Here is a 22,727-nt window from a genome sequence, read left to right as displayed (position 1 = left end):
TGTTCAAATTACGTGTGTTTCGTCGGCCCATTTTTATTGATCCTTGGCATTACCCATGTTTTTTCCCGTGGCGCTTCCTTGCGCCCCTCAACTGCTGCGACTGCGACAACCGGCCGCCCGATGGCATTTACCCAAAAGGGAAGGCCCATCTTCCGCAGTGCCTCAATTTGCTTCGTTTTCATCTTCCTGCCGGTCAGGGCGCAAATATCGGCCATCGACAGGAAGGTGGCATTCGTCGCTATCTGGTCCGCCATACTGTGTCCCTAACTCAATGCGGGGATGATTGCCGCCAGCGGCACGGCCCGGAACATGCCCGGCCACTGGTGGTCCAGCTCCACCCACGCATGCAGCTCGCCATTGCCCACGTCGCGGCGCAGGTCGTTGACGGTGCCTGCCTGGTAGCCTTCATCGGTATCGAATGTCACGCGGTCGCCCAAGGCGATTTGCCGCGGCGAATTGGTCAGGGTGTTCAGCATTGCGGTGCTCCTTTCAGTTTTGCGGTAACGCCGCACACGCCGTAGCGGTCGATGGCGGCGTCGATCACGTCGCCGCTGGATGCGGCAACCTCAAAAAATTCAAAGCGTTCGGTTTGCGTGCGAACGATCACGGCATAGGTGCTCATGTGCCAGTTCCTTCATCGGGTGGGGTGTCGGGGACGATCAGCCGGGGCCACGGGCAGGCGTTGACGGCCGCCCAGGCGGCAATCAGCGCTGTTTTTGCCTCGTCAGACAAATTAGGGATTGGCGCGCCTCCGGCGGCGTGGCCGGGGCAGGGCGGTCGGGGTGCGTACAGTTATTTACACGAGTCCGAGGAACGGCAACCCCAACAGCCACCCCGCGCCCGCCTGTGGCCTGTACCGGCGTCCACGTATGGCGCACGGACTTGAAGACCACGCCGATCAGGTCGCTGCAGCGCACGCCGTAGGGCGTGGTGCGCAGCGTTTCGCCATAGCGGCCGATGACGGTCTTTTCGTCCTTGGCCAGCGTGACGACCAGCTCCTTGCGCGGCACCAGGGCGCCGCCCTGGGCGCGCAGGTATTCGGCCCAGCAGGCGCGCTTTTCGCCGTCGATCTTTTGCACGGCGTCCCAGGCGCGGCGCATGGCGGCTGGGGCTTCGTTGAGCATGCTTTCCTCGATGCGGCGCAGTTCGCGCCAGACGGTGACGGGAGCGCCGCCCCATTGCTGGAATTGGCGGATGCCCCAGCACGCGGCCCAGGACTCGACGCGCGCCGATGGCGTCAGCTCGACATCGCCTTCGGTGTCGGCCGTGACGACATAGCCTTCTTTCGTCTTGTGTTCGGCCACGCCGTCGATGTTCTTGGCCACGTACTTGGCGATGTAGCCGGCGGCGCTGCCCTTGGCCCAGTCGATGCGTTTCACGTCCAGGCGGCGCGCGAAGGCGCCCGGCTCGCCACGGTCCACGCGCCAGGCGTAGCGCTTCATGATGCGGATGGCGCGGCCCGCTACGTCCTGCAGGTGGGCCGTCTTGTACTTTGCGGTGGGGCGCACGAATAGCAGCAGATGCCAATGCGGACAGCCATCGTGATGCGGCTCGGCAATGCGAAAGCCGTACAGGCCGATGCCCCGGCGCGCCAGCGCGGAGCGGCACAGCGATGTCATCTTGCCCAGGTAGGCATTCGCCTCGCGCGGCGTGGAGCCGTCGAACTTGTCGTTGGGCTTGCCGCTATGCTGCATGGCGTGAAAGCGCGATGGGCACGTCCAGGTGATGAAAATGCCCTGGTCGCCGCACTCGCGGGCGATCTGCTCAAAGCCGTTGATGCGCAACATCAGTTCGCCGCGCCGGATGGCCTTGTTGGCGGTGGTCTTCTCGGCCAGCTCGGCGATGCTGAATTGCTGGCCGTTCTCGTTCTGCACCAGGGTGGCGGCCAGCGCTGCCGCATTGCGGCGGTTCTGCGCCAGGCGCGACAGCACGGCATCGTTGCTGGCGTAGGGTTCGGTGCGATAGTTCACGTACCCCAGCCGGATATTGCCGGCTTCAAAGGCGCGCTTGACGCGCTTGCGCAGTTGGCGGCGCCACCAGCGGGCGTCCACCAGGCGTGCGATGGTGTCGGTCAGCGCGTCGAACTCGGGCAGCTCGATGCCATACGAGGCGCATTCGTCTTCCATGATCTGCAACGCGTGCGTGTCGGACACGGCCATCCAAAGCATTTTGGTGACGCCGGCCGCTGCGCGTTCGGCGGTGGCCACGATGTCGGCATCGCTCTGCGACAGGTCGACGCCGGCCGGCACGTACAGGTCGGCGAACTCGCGTACAAAGCCGGTGGCGACGGATTCATAGACTTTGTACCAGGACGACCAAGCCATTTTGGCCAGGGCGGCCGTGATGACACGGTTGCGCCATTTGTAGGGAATGCGGGCCAGCTCGGGCGCGAACTGCGCGGATCGCAAAAAGGCTTCGTGACGCTGCGGGGCAGGCAGCAGGATTTGTTTAGATTGCATTCAACAGTCTTTCGTACACACGGATAGCGGCAGAGGTGGCGGCGCGCAGCGCGATGCGCTCTTCCTCGGTAAATGAGTGGATCGGCGATTCCCAGCGCTCGGCGTCCAGGCCGGCGGCGATCAGCACGGAGCGGCGCGCGCCACGCGGCGACAATCCCCAGGCCTGGGCCATGAAGGGCGCCAGATTGCGCGGCTTGATGCTGCGTAGCTGGGCCTTGGCTTCGGCGATAGCGGCCAGCGCATGCCCGGCGCCTGGTGGCGTCGGCATATCCTTGTCGCGCGCTGCCAAAATCTCGGCGGCAGGCTGGAAGGACAGGTGATTGTCGATAAGGGACGCCGGCATGTTTCAGTCCTTGATGGCGCCTATGGCCTGCAGCACGGCAGGGGTGATGACGATCAGGAGCGACAGCAGCCAGATGCCGCAGGTTTTGGCAAGGCGCTGCATTAGCGTGCCCCTGCCTTGAGAAAATGTTCTGCCCAATACGGGAGCGTGTGCGATGTGCCGCAGCAGTGCCGGGAACCCGCTTCGTTGGCGAAAATGTAGTTCACCTCGATGGGCAGCTTGCCGACCAGGGCGCGCTGCTTGGCTGGCGCGAAAAATCCGTCGCGCTCCAGTGCCTGCGCATCGCTGACGATGAAGGTGAGATTGGCAGCGCCGTAGGCGTGATAGGTCTTGGCAACCTCATGGATGCGGGCGGTCAGCGCCGCGATGCCGATGCCCGCACTGGCCTGCAGCAGAAAACACGTTGGCGCCACGGGGACAATACAATTTTGCAAGGTCGGGCGGATCGTGCTTGATGCCATGGATTGGTCGGCATGACTGGTGGCGTGCAGCGTGTTTTCCATCGGTTTTCCTTATTTCAGGTTGAACGAATCCCGCACGCTCAAAAGGGAGCGCAGCAGGGCACAGCAAAAGAGGGGAGTTACGGCGGCCGGGTTACGGCGGCGCGAGGATTGGGATAGTCATCAGCAGCCCGCAGTCAGGTCCAGGGCCAGCTGGCTGGTGGCCGCCGCGCGCGCATGCTGGGACATCGGGATGCGGATATCCGGCTTGGGCATGGCGGACAGCGAGAGGGTGCGCAGCACTTCCAGGCCTGCCACGAAGGAGTGCCCGCATTCGGGGTTCTGGCACATGTAGGTGATTTCCTTGAACATCGCGGACATCATGCGGCTTTTGACGGCGCGGACGGTATTTTCGCAATGCGGGCAGGGCAGGCCGATGACTCTCATTTCAGCTTTCTTTCCACTTGGTACAGGGCGCGACCGCGACCTGTCATGTTTTTTGACTGCTTGCGTAAGCGCGACTTGACGAGCCATTCGGCCGCCTGATCGATACTTGCCAGCCCCTGGCGTTGGCGCACGAGTTCCAGCACTGCGCGCTCTTCGTCATTGAGGTTAATTTGATGGTCTGGCATTTTCTGTAACTTTAGAGTTGCTCAAAAGTGACTCGGTTTAAACGCTGCGACGCTGTACGCTGTCGATGGTGGCGTCATCCAAGGCGATCACGGCCAAGGCTTCACGCATCACGATCTGGCGCACCAGCACCGCAAGCTCTTCGCCCTGGTAGTTGGCGATCGAGGAAACGAGCTGGTGCTCGTAATCGTCCAGGCGCAGCATGACGCGGTGGCTGCGGATACGTTTTGCATCGGGGTACATGACGTTGTCCTTAGTGGGTGGATTTGGATGCGAGTTCGCGCTTGTAGTCGGCGAGGCCGCGCAGGATCAGGAAGCGGAGGAACCAGGCACGGGAGCGCTCAAGTTTCTCCGCGTAGCCTTCGACTTCGTCAACCTCATCAGGCGTCAGGCGGACGCCAAGGGGCTTTGTCGTGACGCCCTTGGCAGTACGCCTGGCATTGGATACGTTTTTCATAATGTTATGATGTGTAATCGCTACAGGATGGCGTAACTATAGTGTCCAAAAGCGCACTAGTCAACAAAAAGATGTGAGTATGAGCATGTTTGGTGAAAGATTAAAGCAAGAGCGTCAACGTCTGGGCATGAATCAAGATGACTTCGCAGCGGTTGGCGGGGTCAAAAAGCGCGCTCAAATTTCGTATGAAAAAGATGAGCGATCCCCGGATGCTGTCTACCTATGTGCGCTATTAGAGATTGGCGTAGACGTTTGGTATGTAATGACTGGCAGCGTTTCAGCTGCGGCGCTCAGTCCGGATGAAAGTGAATTAGTTTCTGGTTTCCGAAACCTGGACGCACGCGGACGAGCTGGTGTTCTTGGAATGATTGGCGGCATGCGCCTGCCAATGCCCCAGGCATCTCTTGCAGGGAATACGCCACACGTTGAAACCCACGGCAAGATTGGGCAAAATTTCGTGGGGAATATCATTGGGCCGCAGACTTTTAATGTGGCCGGCAGCGGACGAAAAAAGGAAAAATAGTCTGCAAATGATTGATCTTCTTATGCTTATTGTAATTGCTGCTTGTTTGTTCTGCATAATTTTCAGCAGCTGGAATCCTCGGAAGCGAGCGATTGACGCTGGCGAGCCGGGCGCCTCCCTTTGGCAAAATATTCAACTATGCATATCAAGCGCAAAGGTGAGAGCGCCTGCATGCCTAGCTGGGCCTGTGTCGGAATGGCAGACCTGAGCCTCAAACCCCTTGATGAAAAATTCCTCCTCTGAAACTGCTGAAAAGAGAGTCTTATGGATGTAATCAAACCGGCAAGAGCAGAATTTTTCCCTGAAGTGCTTGAGTGGCTTAAGGCTGAAAATGATCGTGACGGCACAGGATTTTATTGCAATAGAAATGTTATTGAGAGGTTGTTTTCCCGTGGCGATGGACTGTGCTATATGGTTGCGGGAAGGACGGTCGGTTTCGTCGTATTCCAAATGTATATTGACGGTGGAGAAATTCACATTATCGAGATTGAGCCTTCTTTTAGACGACAGGGTCTTGGTTCCCAACTGCTAATAGCTGGAGTAGAGGCACTGCGTGGGATGGGAGCTAAGTACGTAGAGGTTGAGTGCACCTCGGTAGAGGGGGAAGCCCTCTGCCGAAGTCAGTTATTTGAGAAATATATTGATCCCGTAAATTATCAAAGTGAAGATGATAATCCGATACTGAGACACTATTTTTCTGAATGGAGACCTTCTCCACCCAATCCTTGGGCATAAGTTATATCACTTTCACACAGTTGCAGGCTTTGCATAGCATCACCTGTTGGTAATTGAAATGCGTGAGCTGTGTGCTCAGAGCGGTTGCAATGGTTTCCGGATTTGCTGTCTCCAGAATCCTAAGCCATATTTCTTTGGAACGCACCTGGTCAGATATTCCTAATATCTGCCGATGAATATGGTGCCGAATTTCGTTTTCTTGGCGTTCTACTTCTTCTAAATTTCTGTTGATCATGACACTCTCCAATATTGATGCTTTTGATGTATTAACTGGCCATATTTTTGCAAAACTGTACGAAAATTTCCCGAAACCAATCTACCTGGATGCGAGACGATTTGTGGAGGGTGGCGAAGCTGCTTGCTTCAATGCTGACAGCTTCACAGGTGCCGAACTGACTCCTCCGGCAGAGGCATTTATCAACACCGCCACATGGTTGGTGCAAGAGGGGTACATTTCCGTACGCCCCAATAGCAAGACAGCCACAGGCTTTTCGGATGCGGTACTTTCCGAAAAAGGTTTGACCGCCCTCAAAGCTGTCCCCGATAGTCTGGTCAGCCGCGTTACCTTGGGCGAGAGATTGGTGCAATCAGTGAAGGCCGGAACTATGGAGACACTCAAGGGTGTAACAAATGAAGTATTGAGCGTCCTGATAAAGTCCGTCACCCTCCCGTAGTTCGTCACGCCTGCGTTTTGGAAGCCGTTTCCGCCGGCTTCCATGGCTCCTCGCTGTTCTCCCAAATGATTTCGCGCACCTCCTTGATGTGCTCCCAAGCCAGTTTTGCCGCTCGCTTGGCGCCGCCCTTACTTTTGTAAAGATGCTCCAGTGTCTTGAGCGTGCCCGTAGTGCCTGCCTGCTCCTGCCCCGCCTTTTTCTTCTTCGCCGCCACGTCCTTCCACTTGGCCACCACGCCCGTGACGCCTTCGTCCGGATCTTTCTCTTCCTCGCGCTCGGCCTCGACCGCTTCCGTCTTCGTTTCAAACTCCACCCGCGTGGTAAAGCCGTTCCCGCCCAGGCTGTGCGTGACCTTGACCGATAGCCATTCGGTGGCGTCGATCTCGGGCTTGAAGCCTTGTACGGTCACGGGCGATTGCGGGAACACGGCCGGGTTGCCCAGGGCCAGGCTCATTTCAAAGGTGGCCAGGCCGCGCAGGATGCGCTGCCATTCGGCCACTGCCGCCGCGCGCGCGTCCGTTTCGTTGGCGAAGGTGGTGCGCAGGCGCTTGCTGTTGCCGGGCACGCCGGCCACCACGCTGCGGCGGCGCGCGTAGCGCTCGTCGTGCCAGAAGGCGCGCACGCCCGTGTAGGCGTCGCTTTCGGCGCTGTGGTAGCGGTGGCCATCGCCCAGGGCGCGCGTGATGTCGATGACCGGCAGCGCCTTGCCGCTGGCCGTGCGGCTCTGGTTGATGGGGATGAATAGCAGGGTGTCATTCTTGACGGTGGCCACCGCGTCGTATTTCCTGCCCAGCCGGCGCAGGAAGGCCGCATCGCTTTCGTGGGTCTGGTCGATGTGCTCGACGGCGGTATCGCGCAGGCGCGCGGACACGCCCGACGCCAGCTCGTTGCGGAAGGCGATGGCCTCGATGATGGCGCCCAGGGTGGTCTTGTGAAAGCTGTATTCCTGCTGCTGCTTGAAGGTGTCGATCAGGTTGGCCGACCTGGCGCGCAGGGTGATGGTGTCGGGCGCGCCGCTGTGCTCCACCTCGTCGACGGTGAACTTGCCCATATCCACCAGACCGGACGCTTGCCAGCCCAGCGCCAGGGCGATCTGCGCGCCGCGCGGCGGCAGGGCCAGCTTGCCATCGCTGTCATCGAGCGATATATCGAGCTGGTCGCTCTCGTCGCCACGGCACAGGGTCAAGGTCAAATTAATCAGCCGCGGCGAAACGATGGCCGTCAAATCCTTGTCCTCGATGCTGACCTTGAAGGCGGGGATATGCTCGCTCATTTGAACTTGTCCGCCGCGCTGCCGATGGCGCCGCTGATGCTGCCGCCGATCTTGTCCTTCATTTCGCTGACGACGCCGCCATACTTCGACGTGATGCCGCCGACCACATTGCCCACGACGCTGCCCACTGCACTCTTGGCCGCGCCGGCAATGCTGCTGGTCATGCCGTCAATGCTGAGCATGTTTTTCAGGTCGCCGATGTCGCCCAGGCCAAGCATGGCCAGCACGCCGTCGTCGTCGCGCTTGAGTGCAATCGAGAACTCGACGCGGCGCGCGCCGCCGCTGCCGTCCAGGATGGTGCGGCCCTCCGTCATGCTGGTGATGCGGTAGGAGCCGAGTATGCGGCCCGTGCCCTGGATCAGAATCCACGATTTCCCCGTGTCGGCCATCATGCGCAGCGCATCGAGCGAGTACAGGGAGCCGGTCAGTTCCGGCGCCACCCAGCCCGACAGGGTGATGGTGTCGTCACCCGGCCCCACGTACTGGTGCGCGTCGCGCAGGCCCACGCGGGCCGTGCTGGCGTGCTTCCATTCTGTTTGCCGCTGCAGCTCGTGATAGGCCAGCGTCGGCAGGCTGAACACGAACATTCCTAAAATCATCATCATGGTGGTGCTTCTTTCTTAATCGTGGTCGCGCAGGGACGAGCGGATGCGTGCGGCCTTTTCGCGGTCGCGCTGATCGAGCGCCACGCTCACCGCGCGCGCGATGGCCTGGGGATCGTGCCAGCCTGCACATGGAAGGTGATTTCGATCTTGTCGCCCTGAATCGTCATGCCGGAGCCGAACGTGCCCTGGGACAGCGGGGCGCGTGTGTCGAAGGCGCTGGCGGGCAGGGCGGAGGCCGTGCCGATGGCGATGCCGGCGCCCAGCTGCGTCAGGCGCTGCGCCAGGGTAGACACCTTGGCAATCGGCGCGCCCTCGCTGCGGTCCAGGCCCACGGCCAGGCCTTGCATGGTGTAGTCGCCGAGCTGGGCAAACACGCGGCTCGGGCTGTGGATGCCCAGCTTTTCCTTGAACCAGGCAATGGTGCTGGAACCGGCATTGCTGATGGCGTCCTTGACGGCGCCCATGGAACCGGTGATGCCGTTGACCAGGCCGCGCAGGATGTTGGCGCCAAACTCCGTGAACTGCGCCGGCAGCTGGATGCCGAACCAGCTCATGACACCCGCGAACGCCTGGTAGAACACGCCGACCGGCGACCAGTTGATAATCAGGGCCGTGATGCTGCCCATGCCGCCGGCACAGACCGTGCGTAGGCGCGACCAGATATCGGCAAAGAAGGCGGCGATAGGCGCCCAGGATGCGGTGATGCGCTGCAGGATGCTGGCGCCGAAGTCGGTGAATTTGGCCGGCAGGGCGATGCCGAACCAGCCCAGCACGCCAGCGAAGGCGCGATAGAACAGGCCCAGCGGCGACCAGTTGACGATCAGCGCGCTGACGCCGCCTATGCCGCCGGCAAATGCGGTCTTGATCTGCGACCAGATACCAGTGAAGAGGCCAGCCAGCGGCGCCAGTCCCTTGGCAAAGCGGCCCCGGATGCTGGCCGCAAAGTCGGTGAACCTGGCCGGCAGCGCAACACCGAACCAGCCCAGCACGCCCGCGAAGGCGCGATAGAACAATCCCAGCGGTGACCAGTCGGCGATCAGGCTATTGATGCCGGTAAAGCCGCCGGCAAACGCCGCCTTGACGTCTGACCACAGGCCGCCAAAGAAAGCCTTGATCGGCTCCCAGTACTTGTAGATCAGGAAGGCGGCGCCGGCAATGACCGTGATGGCGATGCCAATCGGGTTCATCAGAAGAGCGCGGCCCAGCCACAGCACGGCGCGGCCGGCCCACATGAAAGCGCCGCCCAGCTTGCGCAGGATGGGCGTGAGCACGCCGCCCGTCACGCCCATCTTGGCGAACATGACGTGCAGCATGGCATACGGGCCGATCATGGCGGCAATGCCCAGCATCAGCGGCCCCAGCACCAGCAGCAGGCCGGCCAGCACGGCAAAGGCGGTAATCATGAGCTTGGCCACGGTCGGGTTGCGTTCCATGAAACCGTTCAGGCGCTGCACGGCGGAAATCGCCAGTTCCAGTCCCTGCGCATACAGCGGCAGGATTTTTTCGCCCATGGTCAGTTTCAAGTTGGCCAGCTTCGATTGCGCTTCCAGTTCCTTGCCGGCGGCCGAGTCGCGCCCCAGCTTATCGAGGGTGCCGATGTCGGCGGCGCCACGGTTGAGCTTTTCGTTTTTGTGGATCTGCACGCGCTGCAAGTACATCTGCGAGTACAGGTTCGACGCGGTGCGGTTGGAAAAGATACTGCCGATGGCGTCGAGCACGTGCTTTTTCTCCGTGATGCCCTTCTTGGCCAGTTGCGGCAACAGCACTTTTTCCATCCATTCGAACTGATTTTCGCGGAACAGCTCGGAACCCAGCAGCGCACCGGGATCAAGGAATGCAATTTGCCCCGCCTTGTCAGGCGTGACTTTGCTTTTGTCGCCAATCAGGCCAAACTCATCCAGCTTTTTGACCGACCGTTTCGTCGTGCGGCCCTGGTACAAGTTCTGGTAGGCGCTCATCAGGGACGTGCCGACGCGGTTGCCGCTCATTTCCTGCACCAGCGGTTCCATCTGGTAGTAAAAGGCGTCATCTTTCAAGCCCTTGGCCGCAATGCCGCCCGTCTTGATCATGTTCAGCCATTCATTCGGCCCGACGCGCCCGCCCGTGGCGGTGATGACTTGTTGCACGATATTGGCCTGGGCTTCGAACTTTTCCTTGCTCTCCAGGCCGCCGCGCAGCTCGATCACCTTGAGCATGTCCATGAACTTGCGTTCGTTGTCGGCGCCTTCTTCTTCGCCAAAGAAGGCGTGATTGGCAAACTTCATTTTCGCCAGGGTAGGCGCCACCATTTCCGCGTGGTGCACATCGGCAAAGGCGCTCATGCCGTCGCGCATGAGCTGCAGGTTGTCGAGCTGGCTGGTGCCGTAGGTCTTCATGTTGCGCGCGAAGGCGACGGCCTCGGCTGACACCTTGTCGCCCAGGCCCAGCGCGTTGACCCTGCCCACTTCCGTTTGATAGTGCTTGGCCTCGTTCAGCCCTTTGACCACGGGCGCACCGATGACGGCGCCTGTGGCGGTGGCGCCAGCGCCGGCCATGGCCAGATTGCCCGCCTTGTTGCGCAGCTTGTCGGCGTGCTGGGTGGCATTGGTGACGCGCTGCTGCTTGGCGGCGGCGTTGCAGTTGGCCAGCTTCTGCTGCTGCAAGGTCATGGTTTTGTTGGTGGCCTCGATTTCGCGGCGCAAGGTGCGCTCGTGGTTGGCCAGGTCTTTGGTGCCGATGCCGGCGCCTGCCAGGCGCTCGCGCATGACCTGCAGTTGCTGGGCCTGCTGCTGGCCGGCCGTCTTCAAGGCACCAGCCGCTTTGACGGCGGCGTTAAATTCGCGCGTCATGGCGCGCGTGGGCGCCTCCGCCTGTTTCATCTTGGTGGCCAGGCTGGCCACCTTCTGCTGTGCCGCTTCCAGCTTGCTGCGGGTGGCGTCCAGGCCACCGTGCAGCTCGCGGAATTTGCTGATGTTCTTTTGCTGGGCGTTCAGGTCTCGCAAGCGGTCGCTGGTCGCCTTCAATGCTTTGGCCGTATCGCTGGAACTGCCCATGATCTTTTTCAGCGGGCCGGTGATCTTGTCCAGTGCCGCAAATACCACCTGTAGTTTCAAATCCCGACCAGCCATCTATTCCGCTCCGCTTCGCTGCCTGGCGCGTTCGCGCCAGGCCATCAGTTCATCTATCGTAAAACCGTCCATCGCTGCCGGCGTCCAGTGGAAGACGCCGGCAATGTCGGCCATGGCGTCTTCTACTTCGCCGGGGATACCGAAAGGCGATCGGCTTTGCTCGCCAAAAAACCGGCAACCTCGGCGCCCACGGCCAGCAGGTCGGCCGGGTCCATGTTGGCGATGTCGTGCGCGGTCAGGGTCGGCTCGGTGATGCGCGGCAGCACGATCTGCAGGGCCGACACGTTCAGGTTGGCCAGCTCGATCAGGGAAATGCCGCGCAGGGCGCCCGCCTTGGGCTTGCGCACGGTCAGCGAAGTGATGAAGCTGTCGCCGCGCTTGATTGGCTCGTCCAGTTCGATGACGGCTTGGTTTTGGGTATCGTTGTTCATGCTGTGTTCCTTGTGGTGGGGTGGTAGTGAATAAAAAGGGATTACAGGCCGATGGCCTTGCGGATGGCCGCATTCGTGTCGCCGCCGCCAAAGTTCTCGGTGCCGCTCATGAAGTCCAGTTCGATGACGGTGGCGCCGTCGATCATCAGCTTGTAATAGCTGCACGCCATCGTGTATTTGTGCGTGGTGTCGTCGCCCATCTTGGCGCCGCCCATATCGATTTCCTTGTAACGGCCGCGCACGACCACTTCCACGGCGGCGACCGTGCCGTCATCGTCTTCCTGGTAGGCGCCGGCAAAGCGCAGTTGCACGGCGCCATGCGTGTGCGCGCCGTACTGTTTCAGGGCTTCGGCGATCAGGCCGCCGCCGCTCCATTCCAGCGACAGCGCCTCGTTGCCGAAGTCGACGGACACGGGGCCGCTCATGCCACCGGCGCGGTACTCTTCCATCTTGCGGCTCAGTTTCGGCAAGGTGACTTCGGGCACCATGCCCATGAAGGAGACGCCGTTCTGGAACAAGTTAAAATTTTTCAGTTTGCGGGGCAGGCCCATAATTTCTCCAGTAGTTCAATGCGCCGCGCAAGCGCGGGCAGGGTGGTGATGGCGACGCCAGTACGACTATGCGGCGATGCGCGAGGCGAAGTCGGCCAGGTAGCGGTCGGTAATGCGCTGCTGGAATTTCAGGTTTTCCAGCGGCGGCACGGGCGTGTAGTCGTAGTCGATGGCCAGCTTGCCGTCTTTCAGCGCCGTCTTGTCGTTGTATTGCTCGTCATACCAGGCATGGCCGTCGATGATGTAGCCCTGCAATTTCAAGTCACGGAACTTGGCGTTGATGCTTTCCAGCAGGTCGCGCACCAGGGACGGATGCAAGGGCAGGTCCACATAGGCGAAATGCGCTTCGGCAATGGTGTCGGCCAGCACCTGGGCCGTGCGCGTATAGCTTTCGAAATAGAAGAAGCCGCCCGGCGCCTCGCAGGTGCGCGAACCCCAGAAGCGGTAACCGCCCATGTTAATCAGGGTGGTCACTTCCTTGGCGTTGAGTACGCCAGCGTCGGTGGCCGGGTCTTGCAGATCGAAAAACACATCCTTGGTGATGCCGGTCGGGCCGTTGACGACCACGTTCGATAAGGTCTTGTGCCAGCCTGTTTCCTCGTCAATCTTGGCGCGCAGGCCCATGGCGTAGGCCACGGCCGAAATGCTGGCCTCGGCATCAAGGGCGGTATTCCAGTTCACGAAGTCGGGCCAGATCATCATGATTTCGCGCTGGCCGAACTGGCCGCGATAGGCGGTGGCCGCCGTAACGGTGGCGCAGCCATAGGCCGACGCATACACGAAGCCGCGCAGGCGCTGTGCCACGCTGGCCAGGGCATTGGTGACGGCCTGGGTGTCGAGGCCAGGCGCGCCCAGGATGCGCGGTTTCGCTCCAAGCTTGCTTTGCGCGGCCAGCAGCGCCTGGGCGCCCAGGTACTTGCCATCGGGCGACACGCCGCCCACGGCATTGGTCGTGGTTTCCGCTTCCGTTTCGCCCTGGGCCACGCGCACCACGATGGTCAGCGGTTTGGTTTGCGCGGCAATCGCCGCCAGGCTGCGGTACAGGGTGCCCGTCTTGCCGGCCTTGCCCATGGCGGCCAGCACGTTGGTGACGAGCACGGGCGTATCCAGTGGAAAAGCGATAGGGTCGGCATCCTCGGCCGTGGCGATCAGGCCCAGCACGGCGGTGGAGACTGTGCGAATCGGGCGCGAACCCTCGTTGATTTCAATGACGCGCACGCCATGGTGGTAGTCGGTGGCCATAGGGCTCTCCTGGTGAGTGGTGAAAAGACGTTACTGGGGCGCTGCCGTGCCCGCATCATCGAAGGCGCGCCGCGCCTCATCCGGCAAGGCGTCGGCGATGCGCTGGAATTCGGCGCTGACGGCCGCTTGCAGGGCATCCAGATCCTGTGCGGCGGCGACCGTCGCGCAGGTGGTGATGTCGAGCAGACCGGTGCGCGCCGTGGCGATGGCTTGGGCGGTTGCCGCGTCGCCGCTGGCCATGGCGGCAAAGCCGATGCCGGCCAGGCGGTTGAGGATGGCGTCGCGCGCCTGGCGCACGCTGTCCAGGTAGGGCGCGGCCAGCACGGCAAACGGTGGCGGCGGTGGCGCGGTGATACTCCACTTGCCGCCGGACTTCTTGCGGATGGTCGCGCCGGCGGTGATTGCCTCGCGCAGCATGGTTTCGTCGTCGGGCGTCACCTCGACGCCATCGGCCGGCCAGGTGCCGGCCTGCTCGTAGTCGGCACGCATATCCTCGGGATAAAACCCACGGGTGGTATTGGAATAGAAGATGGTCATGTTATTTCCCGAAAGCGATGTAACGAGTGGCCGGAGTGGAATCGGACGAGTACGCAGCAAAGCCCGTCCTGGTTGGCTTGCCGGTTCCCAGGCGATTGACGGCGTCGTTGTTGGCGCCGGTGAGGCAGACGCCGAAGCACTCCACAGGGAAGGCGATATCGAATGTAATGAAGCTTCCTGCAGGCGTCGCGGTGGCATCGCCAAATTGCATGATGAAATTACCTGGCAGTTTTTGGTGGCCGTTACTTCCAACCAACTTTGACGAAAAGTCGGCATTGCGCCCCATTTCGGCGGTTGCATCGATGACTTGCCAGACTTGGCCGCTTGTTGCCATTACGGTGATGAACTGGCCTTGTTTGATGATGATTTTTTTCACGTCGCCAACGTCATAGCCAATGACCACGCCGGCTCCGGACGCAATCGTGCCTGGCGACTGGTTCAGGCCGAAGAGCTTGAAGTACTTGCCCGAATTGGCGGGAATGCCCAGCGAGTCCGGGCTGGGAATGGTGAGGGTCAGACCAGGGGCGGTAAAGTACAGGGCGGCGCCCATGTCGTCCGCTGTCAAGATGCGGTCGGCATTCACGCCAACGTATTTCACCATGCTGCCTTGTGCCTGCTGTACAAACTCGGCGCTGGCCAGTTTCTTCGAGGCTTCAAATTTTTTAAGCGTCGCCACTTCTTTCATGCTGTATTGCGGATGCGGGTCAAGAGCGGCCGCGTGCTTGGCCAGTTGCTGGTCGCCATACGCGCGCGCGCTGGTGTCCTGCTGATCGACATAGGCGACCTTGGCCAGCAGTGGGTGCGGATCGACAGCAGCCTGGTGCTTGGCCAGTTGCTGATCGCCATAGGTGCGGGCGCTGGTGTCCTGCTGATCGACGTAGGCGACCTTCGCCAGCAGTGGATGTGGATCGGCGGCGGCCTGGTGCTTGGCCAGTTGCTGATCGCCATAGGTGCGCGCGTTGGCGTCCTGCTGATCGACATAGACGGTCTTCGCCAGAAGCGGGTGCGGATCTGCAGCAGCCTGGTGCTTGGCCAGTTGCTGGTCGCCATAGGCGCGGGCGTTGCTGTCCTGCTGATCGACATAGGCGACCTTGGCCAGCAGCGGATGCGGATCTGCAGCAGCCTGGTGCTTGGCCAGTTGCTGATCGCCATAGGCGCGCGCGCTGGTGTCTTGCTGATCGACATAGGCGACCTTCGCCAGCAGCGGGTGCGGGTCAAGAGCCGCCTGATGCTTGGCCAGTTGCTGGTCGCCATAGGCGCGTGCGCTGGCGTCCTGCTGATCGACATAGGCGACCTTGGCCAGCAGCGGATGCGGATCAAGAGCAGCCAGGTGCCTGGCCAGTTGCGCGTCGCTGTAGGCGCGCACGGTAATGATCTGTTCATCGACATACTGGCGTGTTGCCAGGATGATGGACGGGTCGATTTTCAGCTCGATGGCGGCCGTGCTGGCGACGATCAGCACGATGCGCACCACTTGCGTGCGCCCGCTGCCCTCGGCCATCAATGGCTTGTAGCTGGGCGGGCAGTTGGCCACCGCGCACAGGTCGCCCGCCTCGTCGTAGATGCCGAGTTCGCGCATCCACCAGCCGCCCACGTTCTCGGGCAGCACTTGTTCGGCAATGATCTGGCTGCTGTTGGCCGGGTCTTTGTCCAATTTGTTCAAGTCGGCGCGGTGCACCTCGCGTAGCAGCGCCTTTTGTCCTCGGTCGGGAACCGGCAGGGTGCCGTTGCCGTCGCCGACGCCCATTTTTTTTCAGTTTCAGGGTTTGCCCCAGGGCGATGGCATTGGCCAGCTTGGCCTCGCCCACCTGCGTCAGAATAGCGAAATATGTGCTCATGGATAGATGGTCATGGTGTCGATGGTATGGGATGCGCCGGCCAGCAACAGCGTGCCGCGCACTTCGATGGTTTCCGCGATCCACGGATAGACGGTCATGACGTCGCCGTGGTACGCGGCAATGCCGGTGTAAACCGTGCCGCGACTTTCCAGATAAATCGCCAGGCCCGTCATGTGGCGGCTGACAGGCTTGGCGTCGGCGATCAGGCGTTCCATTTCCTGAAACATGGCGTCGGTGATGCCGGTATCGAGCACGCCGACGTCGAGTCGGAACGTACCAGGCACTCCCGGTGGCGTGGTTTGCCACCATTCGGTGATGCGGATCAAATAGCCCAGGGATTCCACCACGCGGCGCACGGCGGCAATCGTGCCCTTGTGCTTGTGGATGAAATAGGACGCCTTGATGGCGCCGCGCTTGATCGATTCGGGCCAGGCATCGTCCCAGCGATCCACGGAACAGGCCCAGGCCAGAAACGGCAGCAAGTTGACCGGGCAGCGGTCGGCGCTCCACAGGTCGCGCAGCGGCACGGGCACGTTGACCAGCTCGGCGCATGCCACGGCGATGGCGCGTTCCAGCGCCGTGGTGTTGGGCGGCAGGGTCGGCACAAAGTTATTCATCGCGCACCACGACATTGAGCTTGATGGCCGTGCAGCGCGCGGCCTGGGTAGCGTTCAGTTCGATGTCGGCCGCCGGGCTGGTCAAGACGACCTTGCGCACGCCTTCGACGTGGACGGCGGCGCTGCAGGCGGAACGGTAGATGCTGTGCCCCAGCGGGCGGCGCGGCTGCGATACGCGCACGGCGTTGGCGCGCGCGGCGTCCAGCAGAATCGGCACTTCCGGCCCGACGCCGATATACAAGGTCGCCTCGATCTGGTAGTCGATGACCTGGGCGGCCTGCACGCTCAGGCGGTCGCCCAAGGGGCGCACGTCCTCGGCGTTGAGCGCGCGCGCCACGGTGCCCAAGAGATCCGCGCCGGCAATGCCGGTATCGTTGTTGGCCAGCACCGTGACGGTGACGCTGGCCGGCGTGGGGCTGGTGGCGCTCGCGTCCTTGACGCGGCCGTCGCTGCTGCGGGCGTGGAATTCGTAGGAGGCTTTCGGGCCGGCCACGGACAGGCCGTCCGGCGCTTCCTGGATGCGCAGGCGGTAGGCGTCGTTGTCTTCCATGACCGCAAGCACAGGTGGCAGGGCGTTCGGATTGGCCGGCGTGATGACCAGGCGCGCCACGTTGACGTTGGCGCCCAATTGATCCAGGTCGCCATCAAGGGCAAACGCCAGCATGACGGCCTTGCCCGCCTCGTTGACGCGGTTGCGCAGGATGGTTTCCTGATAGCTGTTCTCTTCCAGCAGCTTGGTGGCCGGTTCCGATTCGAGTTCCAGCAGGGCCGTGACGGCGGCGCGCTCGGCTTCCGGCTTCGGCAGCAGGCTCACCAGGTGGGCTTTGCGTGTGGCGAGGATGGCTTCGAAGTCCAGCACCTCGACCACGCTGGGCGCGGGCAATTGGGTCAGGTCGATGGGCGTGCTCATACAGCGCCGCCTTGCTTGACGGGTACGGCCATGGTGATGGCCTGGCCATTCGCCGTGCCATCGAGCAGCAGCGCGATGGCGCCGTCCGTGTCGCGCGTGAGCTGCACGCTGGACAGTTGCAAACGCGGCTCCCAGCGGCGCAGGGCGAAGGCGGTGGCGGCGTAGATGCGCAACTGCGTGGCGCTGTTCAGGGGCTGGTCGATCAGCTCGGGCACTTCGGAACCATAGCGGCGACGCCGGATGCGCGAGCCGATGGGCGTGGTGAGGATGTCGGTGGCCGACTGGCGCAGGTGGCCCAGGCCGGTCAGGCTGCGCCCGGTGGCGGCGTGCATGCCCATCATGGCAATGGCCCATCCGACTGGTCGCTGCCTTGCTTGACGCCGCCGTGCGGATGCTTGGCCAGGCTGATGGCGCCGGCCAGCACGTCCTCGCTGGCTTTGATCGTCCCTTGCACGGCCATGGCCACGCCGCCAGCGGCGCCGGCCTTGGCGTTCACGCCGCCGTTCAGGGCGGTGGCGCCGTTGACGGTGGCCGCTTGCATGACGATCAGGTTTTTCATGACGGTCAGGTCGCCCGTGCAGATGGTGCTGGGCGCGTTCGACGTCACCTTGTCGGCCGTGATGGTGGCCGTGCCGCCGGGGAGGGTGGCCGTCAGGGTGTGGGCCGCATGGTCGTACTGCACCACGGCGCCGTCAGGGTAGTGCGTGGTGTGGATGCTGTCGCTGGTTTCGGGTGTATCAAATGCCTGCGAGTACAGCGCCGGCAGGATGATGCCGCGCGTCAGGTCGCCGCCCGGGGAAAAGACGATGACTTGTTCGTCCACAGTGGGCGCCGACCAGGTGCGCGTGCTGCCGGCGCGCCGTGTGGCCCATTTCAGCCATTCGGTGGTGAGTGTCGGCCCCAGCCGCACGCGCGCCTTGGCCCCTTTGACCTCGGCAATGGTGCCCAGGCGGATCAGGTTTTGCAGCAAGCGGAGGAGGTCGGACAGGTCGGCGTTCATGCAATGCATGTTGCCGAAGTCCGCGTGCGGATGCACGCGGGGGCGGGTTGATAAGCCGATTAGCGACTATGCCAAGCCGCGTTGTCAAAATCGACTATGGCGCAAACGCTAAGATTGCAGCGGTAGCGTAAGTGATAATCTGCTCGATAGTTTTATCCGCCACTATATCGACTGCAGCACCTTTGGTCTTTTCAAACCAAGCTTTGACCTTGGAACCTATTCCTTTCTCGCCAGATATTCTATCGGCATTGGCATTGTTCGCTAGATCTGCTGCAGTTTCCTTCGGCAAGCCTATTTTCTCAAGTGCCGCAATGAGCGAGGGGAGGTCGCCCGGTTTTATGCCGTTTACTATGCTCTGCTCGACGGAATGATTTCCGAACGCCACACCACTAACATTTCCACCGTTTATTGTTGTATTGAATATTTGACTCACTATTTTCTCCTTTTCCCTCAAATTTTCATCATGTGCTGGTACCAACCCAGCATCAGGATACGTCGATTTTATTTCAAGCGAAAATGCAAGAATCTTTGTTTTTATTTGATCAATCAACGACGTCAAATGTGCTATAGGGAGCTCCATCCAAGCTCCTGTGCAATGTGACCCTGGTGTCATTGCCGAGCCGTACTGAATTGCCAAAGCGATAGGCCAATCCCTTTTGAAAGTGCCTTTCCCCTCACTTGCTTCTACCATCTGTGCACACTCTGCAACTGGCCTGCGATACTGAATGTCCTCAAAAGCCTTGCGAATATCCTCCGGCAATACAGCAGCCGATAGCTGTACAACTCCTTCGAGTCTTCCGATCATATTTCCTTTAATCGTCCCTACAAAAATCCGGTAAGGCGGAACACTGACATCGTCAGGATAGCCCTCAAGCTCATGCTTAATCCATGTCGAAAGCGGCTCGTGTTTTAGGTCATGAGCCAATACCATACAGAGGCGAAGCAATCGGGTAACACTAGAGTCCTTAGATATTGCTTCATCAACTATTTGTTGCAAGAGTGACATGTAACTTCTTTCGATGGTTTTCGTCGGCAATTTAATTGAATGGATAGGTAGGGCGCGCGGGTAGAGGGCAGTATGATGCGACTCTATCTCATTTGACAACTAATGTCAGGTGAAGTTTGCATTGATGCATCTTAGTTTTTTTCCATGTGACGCAGCAGCGATTCGCGTATCAACGTCCGATCCGGTTCATTTAACCCCAGCAGGGGCCGCTCCGGGTACTTGTAGACCGGCCCTTTCTTGGTAACTCGCTCTTGCCGGCCAAACTGATGCACGTGCGCCACGCGCGCCACCCAGCCAAAGAACCCGACCTCGATCTGATCGCCGGTCGCCTTTACTTTCAAGTGCTTGGCGGTTCGAATCTTGGCGAACATCGCCGCCTTCTGCCGCTTGATGCGCCCGTTCTTGCCCTTGAATTCCTTGCGCCGCTTGCGCGCCGGATAGGCCGTGCCGTCCGGTCCCTGCTGCGCCTTGATGCGCTGCGCCTGGCTGCGGCGCAGGTCGATGGCTACCTTGTGATTGATGGCGCGGCGCTGGGCCGGCTGCAGCTTGGCCAGCAGGGTGCCGGCCCAGGCTTCCAGCGCGTGCAGGTCGTCGCTCATGGCGTCGCCTCGGGCGTGCGCCATTCTGCCAGCAGGGTCTCGCCGTCGTACAGCTTCCAGAACTCGTCTGCATAGGTCGGCATGTGCTGTATCTCCGCCAGGTGCTTGATGTCCAGACGGCCCGCTTCGCCTGTCTTGACGGTCACGCGTTCGGTCAGGTCCAGCTTGATCGAGATATCGACCGTCTCGTGGTTGTTGAAGTCCACTTCGAAGGCGATGCCGTGCTTGCGGGTTTCTTCGTTGGCCATCAGGTCGAGCTGGTGGACTTTCAGCCAGGCGATCAGGGCCACCATGATGGCGTCGGCGTCGCCCGCGTAGTCGGTCACGATCAGGTTGAGCTTGAAGCGGTATTCGAAGGACAGCGAGGCGGTGGCTGACGCCACCACGTTGCCCTCGTCGGCGAAGACCAGCAGGCGGTCGGGATCGCGCTGCAGATCGGGGATGGCAGTGGCCAGGTGTTGGCGCAGGCTATTCGGTTTGTACATGGTAGGTGTCTCGTACTAGGTTGTAGGCGTCGATGCAGGCGTTCAGCTGGCGGGTGGCGTCGTCGGCGTCGCCGGCAATGGCGTCAAGAGCTGCCGCAGTCGCTGGGTCAAGTTCGGCGCGCGTTTGGTGCTGATCGCTTGCGGCAGCGGCGGCATCTGCAGTTGCGGCGCACTGGCCGCTGGCGACGGGGATTGACAGGCGCACAGCGCCGCTGCGCACGCCATCGTTAAAACGGTCACGCTCGGTTTTCGCATGGGTTTGTTCTTGGTTGAGTTGGTCGGCGCGTTGCGCCAGGGCGGCGCCGGCGGCGCGCTCCAGCGTGAGCACGCGGGCTGTGGCCTGGGCCAGTTCGGTGGCGGCGGTGGATGTTTGGATAGCGGCCGCCCGCTGCAGTGCGGCGATGCTGGCATCCTTGCGCCAGCCCTGCGCCGTCCAGCCCGCCAGGGCGCCGCACAGCAGGCAGGCGGCCAGTGGGCGCCAGGTGGTCGTGCTCACATGGCCACCCGTTCCTTGATCCAGCCGAACAGAAAGCGGCGCTGGCTCTTGTTGGCTTCGGTGATTTCCAGGTAACGCGCCGCCTGCAGCCCGTTCAAGGCGCGCAGCAGCACGGTGGCGCCGTCCTGGCCGCGCCATTTCAGGAAGGATGCAAGAGCGCCCATCGACTGCGCGCCCAGGCGGCCATCGACAAACAGGGCGGGATAGCGCGCGCCCGTGTCGTTGAAACCGTTCAGCCAGCGCTGCAGGAACTCGGCCGCGCGGTGCGGCCCCATGTTCACGCCCGTGTCGATCACTTCGGCGCCGATGCCGGCATGGATGGCCAGCACCTGGTCGAACTTCGGTTCCGTGATGTAGCGGGCCGTGTAGATGGCGCGCGCCACTGCCTCGGGCAGATCGCGCATCGGGCCTTGATAGCCGTTGGCGCGTGCGACCACCACGGTGATGCCGAAATTGGTTTCGCCGCCTTTGTCTTGCGGGTCGTTCACGTAGCCGCCTTCGGCGCGCAGGATAGCGTCGATGACGCGTGCGATCAGCGGGTTTTCAATGGTGGCCATCAGTGTTCCTTCGCGTCTTTGACCAGCTCGGCGATGTCCTTGTCGCTGCGGCGCTGGAACCACAGGGCCACGGCGCGCGATACCCACCAGCCGGGGGCGCCCACAATCAGGTCGATGGCGGAGGCGTTGACCATGGCGCCGATGGCCGGGAGCTGGGCGCACAGCAGCTGGTACACGGTGCCGCCCAGCAGGCACGAGAAGACGCCGGCACAGGCCAGGCGGGCGACGAATTCGCCCTTGTTGAAGGTGCCGTCGGCATTCAGCGGCGGCAGCACGATGTAGAGCATGGCCGCGCCGACCATGCCCAGCGCCGCCTTGAAGCCGTACAGTTTGACCAGGGTGGCGAAACCACCAAACGATTCTGCGGACATTGCTTGTTTCTCCATGATGAGGATAAGTAGAGGTGTTGTTAAAAAAGTTAGTCCCATAGCTGCACAAGATCGGCAACGGCGGCCACGTTGGCGGCAGGTTCCGGCAGGGTGACGACCAGGCCGGCAGGCAGCACGGCGCCGTGGCGCGCCAGCGCGGGATTCATTTCCAGGGTTTGCTCGACGTATCCCGCACCGTCGCCCAGGTAGCGCCACACCAGGGCGTCCACCGTGTCGTGCTGCCGCGTGCGCACCTGCATCAGATCAGCTCCACGGTCAGATGCGTGCGGCCGACGATATCGGCGATGGCCCATTGCGCATTGCGCCGTTGCGCGCCGGGGGCGTCGTCGAGCCACTCCATGCTTTTCTTGTCGCTGACGGACGTGGCCGTGCTGTCGTAGTCGCGGTAACGCTCGATCAGGTCGGCTTTCGCCGTGCTGTAGACGGCGCGCCGGTACTGCGCCATCAGGCGGGATTCGCGGTTGATGCGCGTAGCCGGCACGTCCACCAGGGCGGTGATGCCGGTAGCGGCCTGCTTGCCCTGCCAGTCGGCCAATTCGCGGTTGACCTGCAGGATGGCATCGACCACGGCTTGCACCAGGCGCGCGTCGGTAACCGTGCCATCCAGACGCATGGCGTCGCGCATATCGGCGAGGGCAATATCGGGAAACCAGCCCTCGTTCTCGATGACGCCGGCGGCCGGTGCTGGCGGCACGGGCGTGGCGCCGGGCGGGATGGACGGGGGCAGGGCCATGAAGGACATACGGGGCGCTTTCAAAAATGGGGCGGTGGACGGGGTTCATCAGGTCAAAGGGTTGGCCAGAATCCCCCCGTGCCGCCGTGC

The 22,727-nt window shown here is 61.7% G+C and carries 34 protein-coding genes and 1 pseudogene; 3 read left to right on the top strand and 32 right to left on the bottom strand.

Going from position 1 to position 22,727, the window contains the following annotated elements:
* Nucleotides 1-8 precede the first annotated feature (8 nt).
* From ACQVLG_RS05075 to ACQVLG_RS05030, 10 genes and pseudogenes are all read right to left on the bottom strand, one after another.
* Nucleotides 9-254, bottom strand: coding sequence for a DUF4224 domain-containing protein (locus tag ACQVLG_RS05075; protein ID WP_474293194.1), 246 nt, complete (start codon nt 252-254; stop codon nt 9-11).
* Nucleotides 255-263: 9 nt separating this feature from the next.
* A complete protein-coding gene (locus tag ACQVLG_RS05070; RefSeq protein ID WP_474293192.1) occupies nt 264-476 on the bottom strand; it encodes a hypothetical protein in 213 nt (70 codons plus the stop codon).
* Nucleotides 470-622: a hypothetical protein gene (locus ACQVLG_RS05065; RefSeq protein WP_175539401.1), complete on the bottom strand. Its 153-nt coding sequence runs from the start codon at nt 620-622 to the stop codon at nt 470-472. Before ACQVLG_RS05065 ends, ACQVLG_RS05070 begins: the two co-directional genes overlap by 7 nt.
* Nucleotides 623-642: 20 nt before the next feature.
* Nucleotides 643-2,459: pseudogene (locus ACQVLG_RS05060) on the bottom strand (replication endonuclease); the annotation flags it as partial.
* Nucleotides 2,449-2,802, bottom strand: coding sequence for a hypothetical protein (locus ACQVLG_RS05055; RefSeq protein ID WP_474293190.1), 354 nt, complete (start codon nt 2,800-2,802; stop codon nt 2,449-2,451). The gene ACQVLG_RS05055 and the pseudogene ACQVLG_RS05060, both read right to left, overlap by 11 nt.
* A 101-nt stretch (nt 2,803-2,903) precedes the next feature.
* Complete coding sequence (locus ACQVLG_RS05050; protein WP_474293188.1) at nt 2,904-3,305, bottom strand: hypothetical protein; 402 nt, start codon at nt 3,303-3,305, stop codon at nt 2,904-2,906.
* A gap of 120 nt (nt 3,306-3,425) precedes the next feature.
* Entirely contained in the window at nt 3,426-3,689 is a 264-nt protein-coding gene (locus ACQVLG_RS05045) for an Ogr/Delta-like zinc finger protein (RefSeq protein ID WP_474293187.1), read from the bottom strand.
* The gene (locus ACQVLG_RS05040; RefSeq protein ID WP_474293185.1) at nt 3,686-3,832 is read right to left on the bottom strand and encodes a hypothetical protein; all 147 of its coding nucleotides are present in this window, start codon (nt 3,830-3,832) and stop codon (nt 3,686-3,688) included. Before ACQVLG_RS05040 ends, ACQVLG_RS05045 begins: the two co-directional genes overlap by 4 nt.
* Before the next feature lie 79 nt (nt 3,833-3,911).
* Nucleotides 3,912-4,115, bottom strand: coding sequence for a hypothetical protein (locus tag ACQVLG_RS05035; protein WP_035820909.1), 204 nt, complete (start codon nt 4,113-4,115; stop codon nt 3,912-3,914).
* Nucleotides 4,116-4,125: 10 nt separating this feature from the next.
* Nucleotides 4,126-4,329: a hypothetical protein gene (locus ACQVLG_RS05030; protein WP_474293183.1), complete on the bottom strand. Its 204-nt coding sequence runs from the start codon at nt 4,327-4,329 to the stop codon at nt 4,126-4,128.
* Nucleotides 4,330-4,408: 79 nt separating this feature from the next.
* Here ACQVLG_RS05030 and ACQVLG_RS05025 point away from each other — a divergent pair, with 79 nt between their 5' ends.
* Nucleotides 4,409-4,852, top strand: coding sequence for a helix-turn-helix domain-containing protein (locus tag ACQVLG_RS05025; protein ID WP_474293181.1), 444 nt, complete (start codon nt 4,409-4,411; stop codon nt 4,850-4,852).
* A 264-nt stretch (nt 4,853-5,116) separates the two neighbouring features.
* Nucleotides 5,117-5,587 carry a GNAT family N-acetyltransferase gene (locus tag ACQVLG_RS05020; RefSeq protein WP_474293179.1) on the top strand — a complete coding sequence of 157 codons (471 nt, stop codon included), beginning with the start codon at nt 5,117-5,119 and terminating at the stop codon, nt 5,585-5,587.
* Between the two features lies 1 nt (nt 5,588).
* Here the strand turns inward: ACQVLG_RS05020 and ACQVLG_RS05015 are convergent, their stop codons facing one another.
* Complete coding sequence (locus ACQVLG_RS05015; protein ID WP_474293178.1) at nt 5,589-5,822, bottom strand: hypothetical protein; 234 nt, start codon at nt 5,820-5,822, stop codon at nt 5,589-5,591.
* Between ACQVLG_RS05015 and ACQVLG_RS05010 the strand changes: the two genes are divergently transcribed.
* Entirely contained in the window at nt 5,821-6,261 is a 441-nt protein-coding gene (locus ACQVLG_RS05010; RefSeq protein WP_474293176.1) for a hypothetical protein, read from the top strand. The genes ACQVLG_RS05015 and ACQVLG_RS05010 overlap by 2 nt on opposite strands.
* Before the next feature lie 4 nt (nt 6,262-6,265).
* On the opposite strand, the gene ACQVLG_RS05005 is transcribed toward ACQVLG_RS05010, so the two are convergent.
* The 21 genes from ACQVLG_RS05005 to ACQVLG_RS04905 form a co-directional block, all read right to left on the bottom strand.
* Nucleotides 6,266-7,534: a phage late control D family protein gene (locus ACQVLG_RS05005; protein ID WP_474293174.1), complete on the bottom strand. Its 1,269-nt coding sequence runs from the start codon at nt 7,532-7,534 to the stop codon at nt 6,266-6,268.
* Nucleotides 7,531-8,139: a phage tail protein gene (locus ACQVLG_RS05000; protein ID WP_474293172.1), complete on the bottom strand. Its 609-nt coding sequence runs from the start codon at nt 8,137-8,139 to the stop codon at nt 7,531-7,533. The genes ACQVLG_RS05005 and ACQVLG_RS05000 overlap by 4 nt, the downstream gene beginning before the upstream one ends.
* Before the next feature lie 86 nt (nt 8,140-8,225).
* Nucleotides 8,226-11,219: a phage tail tape measure protein gene (locus ACQVLG_RS04995; RefSeq protein WP_474293170.1), complete on the bottom strand. Its 2,994-nt coding sequence runs from the start codon at nt 11,217-11,219 to the stop codon at nt 8,226-8,228.
* Nucleotides 11,220-11,246: 27 nt separating this feature from the next.
* Nucleotides 11,247-11,360, bottom strand: coding sequence for a GpE family phage tail protein (locus ACQVLG_RS04990; protein ID WP_071650284.1), 114 nt, complete (start codon nt 11,358-11,360; stop codon nt 11,247-11,249).
* A gap of 8 nt (nt 11,361-11,368) precedes the next feature.
* Nucleotides 11,369-11,677, bottom strand: a complete 309-nt coding sequence (locus tag ACQVLG_RS04985; RefSeq protein WP_070346127.1) for a phage tail assembly protein — start codon at nt 11,675-11,677, stop codon at nt 11,369-11,371.
* 41 nt (nt 11,678-11,718) lie between these two features.
* Entirely contained in the window at nt 11,719-12,228 is a 510-nt protein-coding gene (locus ACQVLG_RS04980) for a phage major tail tube protein (RefSeq protein WP_046682355.1), read from the bottom strand.
* 66 nt (nt 12,229-12,294) lie between these two features.
* Entirely contained in the window at nt 12,295-13,470 is a 1,176-nt protein-coding gene (locus ACQVLG_RS04975; RefSeq protein WP_474293167.1) for a phage tail sheath protein, read from the bottom strand.
* 30 nt (nt 13,471-13,500) lie between these two features.
* Nucleotides 13,501-14,007 (bottom strand): hypothetical protein, encoded by a 507-nt coding sequence (locus ACQVLG_RS04970; RefSeq protein WP_474293166.1) that lies wholly within the window; start codon nt 14,005-14,007, stop codon nt 13,501-13,503.
* A gap of 1 nt (nt 14,008) precedes the next feature.
* A complete protein-coding gene (locus tag ACQVLG_RS04965) occupies nt 14,009-15,754 on the bottom strand; it encodes a phage tail-collar fiber domain-containing protein (protein WP_474293164.1) in 1,746 nt (581 codons plus the stop codon).
* Nucleotides 15,755-15,841: 87 nt separating this feature from the next.
* Entirely contained in the window at nt 15,842-16,462 is a 621-nt protein-coding gene (locus ACQVLG_RS04960; protein WP_474293162.1) for a phage tail protein I, read from the bottom strand.
* Nucleotides 16,455-17,372, bottom strand: a complete 918-nt coding sequence (locus ACQVLG_RS04955) for a baseplate assembly protein (RefSeq protein WP_474293160.1) — start codon at nt 17,370-17,372, stop codon at nt 16,455-16,457. The genes ACQVLG_RS04960 and ACQVLG_RS04955 overlap by 8 nt, the downstream gene beginning before the upstream one ends.
* Nucleotides 17,369-17,713 carry a GPW/gp25 family protein gene (locus ACQVLG_RS04950; protein ID WP_474293158.1) on the bottom strand — a complete coding sequence of 115 codons (345 nt, stop codon included), beginning with the start codon at nt 17,711-17,713 and terminating at the stop codon, nt 17,369-17,371. The genes ACQVLG_RS04955 and ACQVLG_RS04950 overlap by 4 nt, the downstream gene beginning before the upstream one ends.
* Nucleotides 17,710-18,408: a phage baseplate assembly protein V gene (locus ACQVLG_RS04945; protein ID WP_474293156.1), complete on the bottom strand. Its 699-nt coding sequence runs from the start codon at nt 18,406-18,408 to the stop codon at nt 17,710-17,712. Before ACQVLG_RS04945 ends, ACQVLG_RS04950 begins: the two co-directional genes overlap by 4 nt.
* 58 nt (nt 18,409-18,466) lie before the next feature.
* Nucleotides 18,467-19,378, bottom strand: coding sequence for an AbiTii domain-containing protein (locus ACQVLG_RS04940; protein WP_474293154.1), 912 nt, complete (start codon nt 19,376-19,378; stop codon nt 18,467-18,469).
* Nucleotides 19,379-19,509: 131 nt separating this feature from the next.
* The gene (locus ACQVLG_RS04935) at nt 19,510-19,977 is read right to left on the bottom strand and encodes a phage virion morphogenesis protein (RefSeq protein ID WP_474293152.1); all 468 of its coding nucleotides are present in this window, start codon (nt 19,975-19,977) and stop codon (nt 19,510-19,512) included.
* Complete coding sequence (locus ACQVLG_RS04930) at nt 19,974-20,462, bottom strand: phage tail protein (RefSeq protein WP_474293150.1); 489 nt, start codon at nt 20,460-20,462, stop codon at nt 19,974-19,976. Before ACQVLG_RS04930 ends, ACQVLG_RS04935 begins: the two co-directional genes overlap by 4 nt.
* Nucleotides 20,446-20,958: a lysis system i-spanin subunit Rz gene (locus tag ACQVLG_RS04925; protein ID WP_474293148.1), complete on the bottom strand. Its 513-nt coding sequence runs from the start codon at nt 20,956-20,958 to the stop codon at nt 20,446-20,448. Before ACQVLG_RS04925 ends, ACQVLG_RS04930 begins: the two co-directional genes overlap by 17 nt.
* The gene (locus ACQVLG_RS04920; protein WP_474293146.1) at nt 20,955-21,515 is read right to left on the bottom strand and encodes a glycoside hydrolase family 108 protein; all 561 of its coding nucleotides are present in this window, start codon (nt 21,513-21,515) and stop codon (nt 20,955-20,957) included. Before ACQVLG_RS04920 ends, ACQVLG_RS04925 begins: the two co-directional genes overlap by 4 nt.
* Nucleotides 21,515-21,886, bottom strand: a complete 372-nt coding sequence (locus ACQVLG_RS04915) for a hypothetical protein (protein ID WP_070224671.1) — start codon at nt 21,884-21,886, stop codon at nt 21,515-21,517. Before ACQVLG_RS04915 ends, ACQVLG_RS04920 begins: the two co-directional genes overlap by 1 nt.
* Before the next feature lie 47 nt (nt 21,887-21,933).
* On the bottom strand, nt 21,934-22,143 hold the full coding sequence (locus ACQVLG_RS04910; protein ID WP_465046584.1) for a tail protein X: 210 nt from the start codon (nt 22,141-22,143) through the stop codon (nt 21,934-21,936).
* Complete coding sequence (locus tag ACQVLG_RS04905) at nt 22,143-22,646, bottom strand: head completion/stabilization protein (RefSeq protein ID WP_474293144.1); 504 nt, start codon at nt 22,644-22,646, stop codon at nt 22,143-22,145. The genes ACQVLG_RS04910 and ACQVLG_RS04905 overlap by 1 nt, the downstream gene beginning before the upstream one ends.
* Nucleotides 22,647-22,727 lie beyond the last annotated feature (81 nt).

The organism is Janthinobacterium sp. TPC_1, from assembly GCF_056037845.1.
Note: the sequence above shows the minus strand (reverse complement) of the source record. Positions and strands in the feature narration are given on the sequence as shown.